A 4,076-nucleotide genomic window follows, 5' to 3' on the forward strand; every position below is an offset into this window, starting at 1 on the left:
ACCCCGCCACCACACCAAAAACACCCCACACCCACCCCCACAAACCAGCCACCGCCGTCGTAATTGGATTCTGTGTTGTGCGTCACCGGCGGCCGGCAGGCGGGCGAAAGGAAATGCCCGCGAGAAGGGCAAGGCCTTAAATGCAAGAAGGGCCGGCAACCATAACGGTTGCCGGCCCTTCTAGAGCTTCGTGATTACCAGGAAGACTTGGTGATGCCCGGGAGCTCACCGCGGTGAGCCATATCGCGGAAACGAACACGGGAGATACCGAACTTCTGGAAGGTGCCGCGGGGACGGCCGTCGATCTGGTCGCGGTTACGCAGACGGATCGGGGAGGCGTTGCGGGGCAGCTTCTGCAGGCCGAGGCGTGCAGCTTCGCGTGCTTCGTCAGTCGCGTTGGGGTCAACCAGCGTCTTCTTCAGCTCGAGACGCTTTGCGGCGTAACGCTCAACGATGACTTTACGCTGTTCGTTCTTAGCGATCATTGACTTCTTAGCCATGTGTTTAGCGCTCCTCTCGGAATTCGACGTGCTGGCGGATCTTGGGGTCGTACTTCTTCAGGACCAGACGGTCCGGGTCGTTACGACGGTTCTTGCGGGTTACGTAGGTGTAACCCGTGCCCGCGGTGGACTTCAGCTTGATGATCGGACGTACGTCCTTGTCCTTTGCCATTAGAGCTTTACTCCTCGTGCCAGGATTGCGGCGACGACTACGTCGATGCCACGTACGTCGATGGTCTTGATGCCACGTGCAGAGACCTGCAGCGTGACGTTACGGCGCAGGGACGGAACCCAATAGCGCTTCTTCTGAATGTTCGGGTCGAACCGACGCTTGTTGCGGCGGTGCGAGTGCGAAATGCTGTGTCCAAAGCCCGGCTCGGCTCCGGTCACCTGGCAGTGTGCTGCCATGACGACTCTCCTAAAGAATTAAACGAAACGGCCAGCAGAGTTCCTGCTTGCCGTGCGACAGGCGGCGTCCGAATCCAGCTTCCAGACCATTTCGGTAGCTTCCACAAGACTGCGGCGAGACGGCTGGCTCAGGACCGGGCAGTGGAAGCCACTGGAACAGGTCCTGGGATACTGGGCGAATACAGGAATGCACGCAACTTGAGCCCCTAACTACCGGCCACCGGGAGATCAGAAAACCCGACCTTCACCGCCAACCGGAGCAATTGCACACGCTCCGCGCCACCTAGCGCCTACCTATTCTACGAGCTGGGCGAATTTAAGACCAATTAAGGAATCACGGGCAGCGACAGCGGCCGGGTGAGCGTGGCGTATTTTGGCCGGAGCCCGTCCCCGGACGAGCGGCGCCGGACACGCCGGACAACCCAGGGACCGGCAAATTCACGGACCCACCGGGCATTGGCGCGGAGGGCTTCGGCCCTGCTGGCCTCCGGCTGCTGCGCCAGTGCGGGAACCTCGATGGCGTCGTCCTGCTCGAGGACTGCCAGCACCCGCTTGGCCATGTTGGCGTGGCCGGCGGTAGACATGTGCATCCGGTCCTGTGCCCACATGCGCGGATCGTTGTACTCGCCGAAGCGCCAGTAATCCACCAGCAGTGCCCCGTGCTGCTCGGCGACTTCACGGACGAGCTCGTTGTAGATCGCGGTGCGTCCGCGCGTGGTGGCGAAGACCTTGGAGTTGCGGGAATCGAATCCCGTGAAGAGGACCACGGTGGCGCCGGTCGCGCTCAACCTGGCAATGCCGGCGTCGTACTCTTCCACCAGGGAATCTATGTCCACCTTCGGCCGCAGGATGTCGTTCGCCCCCGCGTACAAGGTCACCAGCGTGGGTTTGAGCGCGACGGCGGCGTCCACCTGCTCGGCCATGACCTGCCGGAGCTTCCTCCCGCGGATGGCGAGGTTGGCGTAGCCGAAGCCCTCGTTGCCGCGTGCAAGCTGCTCGGCCGTGAGATCTGCCCAGCCCCTGACACCGTTGGGGCGGGCCGCGTCATCGTCGCCGACACCCTCCGTGAACGAGTCTCCCAAGGCCACATACCGCGCGGAAAAATCCATGGCGCCAGTCTGCCACCACGGCGCGCGGGGCAACAATGTGGCTACTCCTCGCGCAGGATCCAGTGGTTGTTGTCGAGGCGGGCGACGATTTTCTCGCCGATCCGCGCAAGATCGGCGACGTCGGCCTCGGTCATGGCGTCCAGCATCAGGGTACGGACCGCGTCCACATGCCCCGGGGCGAGCTCCACGATGGTGTCCATGCCGGCGTCGGTCAGGTGCGCAACGGTGACGCGGGCATCCCGCGGATGTGCCTCGCGCTCCACCCAGCCGCGCTTCTGCAGCTTGGTGACCACATGCGAAAGCCGTGACAGCGAGGCGCTGGTGCGCGCGGCCAGCTCGCTCATCGGCAGGAACCTGCCTTCGGTCTCGGACAGCATGGCCAGCACGTTGTAGTCGAACAGCGACAACTTCCCGGCCGACTGGAGCTGCGTATCCAGTGCTGCGGGAAGCAGGGTGTTGATGCTCAGCAAGGCCAGCCAGGCGCGGCGTTCGTCGGCGTTGAGCCAGCGTGGTTCGGTCATGGCTCCATCTTAGGAGACGGTGTTGCTTGGCTCCTCGGGCCGGTGCCGGGACGGGCCGGTAGGCTGGCCGGGCGGTAGGCTGGCCGGGCTGGGCCGGGCGGTAGGCTGGCCGGGCTGGGCCGGGCCGGGCTGGGCTGGGCCGGGCGGTAGGCTGGCCGCATGTTCGTAGTTGCACTGACCTACAAGGTTCCCGACGAGATCGTCGATTTCCACCGCCCCGCGCACATGACCTGGGTCAAGGAAGCGTTCGACGCCGGTATCTTCCTCGCGTCCGGGCGCATGGTTCCGGCGGTGGGCGGCGTGCTGTTGTCCAAGGCGGACCGTGCCACCCTGGATGCGTCACTGGCCCAGGATCCCTTCTACAGCAATGGTGTGGCCGAGTTCGAGATCATCGAGTTCACCGCCACCACCGTGGCCGAAGGATACGAGAACCTGCTGGACTGAGGGTTGCCGCTCCGGGAGGGCCAGCGGCTTCCGGCGGCCCCGGCCAAGCGGGTCAGGGCGGCCCGTCCTGGCGCTGCTGCATCAATTTCTTCAGTCCGCCCTTGCGCGGGACCTTCACCGGTTCAGGCCAGCGCGGGCTCAGCGAGTCACCCAGGGTGACGCCGCGGAGTTTGCGGCCGAAGAGGGGCAGGACCCAGTCGTTCACCCAGCGGCGCTGCCGGCGCTCCCATTCCCGCAGGCTCATCTGTGCGGGCGGTTCCCAGTCCTTCGGCGTGAACTTGTGCGGCACGCCGAGGTGGTCCAGGACCTGCGCGGCGAGGTATTTGTGGCCGGCCTTGGACATGTGGAGCCGGTCCGCGGCCCACATGCGGCGGTCGTGGAAGGCGTCGAAGCACCAGTAGTCCACCAGGACGGCGTCGTAGCTGGCGGCCAGCTGCCGGACGCGCTCGTTGTAGAGGGTGTTGCGCTTCTTGAACGGCTCCAGCACGGCCGAAACCTTCACGTCGAACCCCGTGAACAGGACCAGCGTTGCACCCGTTCCCGCGAGCCTGGCGACCAGGAGCTCGTAGTCATCCATGAGGGCGTCCATGTCCGTGCCGAAGTCGAGAAGGTCGTTCCCGCCGGCATATAGCGTGACGAGGCTCGGTTCCATGGCGAGCGCCGGCTCAAGCTGCTCGTCGATGATGTGGCGGAGCCGCTTGCTGCGGACGGCCAGATTGGCGTATTCCCAGCCCGGCTGTGCCTTGGCCAGCTTCTCCGCAACCCGGTCAGCCCAGCCCCGGACGCCGTTGGGCAGCAGGGAGTTCCAGTCCCCCACGCCTTCGGTGAAGGAATCCCCGAGGGCGACATACCGCCGTCGTCCGTTCTGGTCCGCCCCAACATCCCGCACACCGCCAGCCTAGACACCAAAGGCAACACCACGGTTAACGCCGAGCAACAGGAAGTGAGAGAGCGTCGGGGAAAAACGCGCCAAAAGTGAGAGAGCGTTGGCCAAAAACGCGCTAAAGCTGAGAGAGCGTTGGCGACGGGACAGCAGAGGCGGAGCGGCAGGCATCCGGCAGCGTGCGTCTAAGCGAGGAACGAGCGAGCACGCC

At 64.8% G+C, this 4,076-nt stretch carries 7 protein-coding genes; 1 reads left to right on the plus strand and 6 read right to left on the minus strand.

What is annotated here, in order from left to right:
- Positions 1-194: 194 nt before the first annotated feature.
- From rpsN to J1902_RS18810, 5 genes are all read right to left on the minus strand, one after another.
- Positions 195-500 (minus strand): 30S ribosomal protein S14, encoded by a 306-nt coding sequence (gene rpsN, locus J1902_RS18790; protein WP_207617896.1) that lies wholly within the window; start codon positions 498-500, stop codon positions 195-197.
- 4 nt (positions 501-504) lie between these two features.
- Entirely contained in the window at positions 505-672 is a 168-nt protein-coding gene (rpmG, locus tag J1902_RS18795) for a 50S ribosomal protein L33 (protein WP_003798558.1), read from the minus strand.
- Positions 672-908, minus strand: a complete 237-nt coding sequence (rpmB, locus tag J1902_RS18800) for a 50S ribosomal protein L28 (RefSeq protein WP_011693744.1) — start codon at positions 906-908, stop codon at positions 672-674. Before rpmB ends, rpmG begins: the two co-directional genes overlap by 1 nt.
- A 326-nt stretch (positions 909-1,234) precedes the next feature.
- A complete protein-coding gene (locus tag J1902_RS18805) occupies positions 1,235-2,017 on the minus strand; it encodes an SGNH/GDSL hydrolase family protein (protein ID WP_207617897.1) in 783 nt (260 codons plus the stop codon).
- A 41-nt stretch (positions 2,018-2,058) separates the two neighbouring features.
- On the minus strand, positions 2,059-2,538 hold the full coding sequence (locus J1902_RS18810) for a MarR family winged helix-turn-helix transcriptional regulator (RefSeq protein WP_207617898.1): 480 nt from the start codon (positions 2,536-2,538) through the stop codon (positions 2,059-2,061).
- 159 nt (positions 2,539-2,697) lie between these two features.
- Here J1902_RS18810 and J1902_RS18815 point away from each other — a divergent pair, with 159 nt between their 5' ends.
- Positions 2,698-2,982: a YciI family protein gene (locus J1902_RS18815; RefSeq protein ID WP_207617899.1), complete on the plus strand. Its 285-nt coding sequence runs from the start codon at positions 2,698-2,700 to the stop codon at positions 2,980-2,982.
- A 52-nt stretch (positions 2,983-3,034) separates the two neighbouring features.
- Here the strand turns inward: J1902_RS18815 and J1902_RS18820 are convergent, their stop codons facing one another.
- Positions 3,035-3,871, minus strand: coding sequence for an SGNH/GDSL hydrolase family protein (locus tag J1902_RS18820; protein WP_207617900.1), 837 nt, complete (start codon positions 3,869-3,871; stop codon positions 3,035-3,037).
- Positions 3,872-4,076: the final 205 nt, after the last annotated feature.

Origin of the sequence: Arthrobacter cavernae, assembly GCF_017368795.1 — a bacterium.
Taxonomy (GTDB): domain Bacteria; phylum Actinomycetota; class Actinomycetes; order Actinomycetales; family Micrococcaceae; genus Arthrobacter; species Arthrobacter cavernae.

Coding starts and splice junctions, on each gene's coding strand:
- rpsN (WP_207617896.1), bottom strand. CDS start 500: ATGGCTAAGAAGTCAATGATCGCTAAGAACGAACAGCGTAAAGTCATC.
- rpmB (WP_011693744.1), bottom strand. CDS start 908: ATGGCAGCACACTGCCAGGTGACCGGAGCCGAGCCGGGCTTTGGACAC.
- J1902_RS18810 (WP_207617898.1), bottom strand. CDS start 2,538: ATGACCGAACCACGCTGGCTCAACGCCGACGAACGCCGCGCCTGGCTG.
- J1902_RS18815 (WP_207617899.1), top strand. CDS start 2,698: ATGTTCGTAGTTGCACTGACCTACAAGGTTCCCGACGAGATCGTCGAT.
- J1902_RS18805 (WP_207617897.1), bottom strand. CDS start 2,017: ATGGATTTTTCCGCGCGGTATGTGGCCTTGGGAGACTCGTTCACGGAG.
- rpmG (WP_003798558.1), bottom strand. CDS start 672: ATGGCAAAGGACAAGGACGTACGTCCGATCATCAAGCTGAAGTCCACC.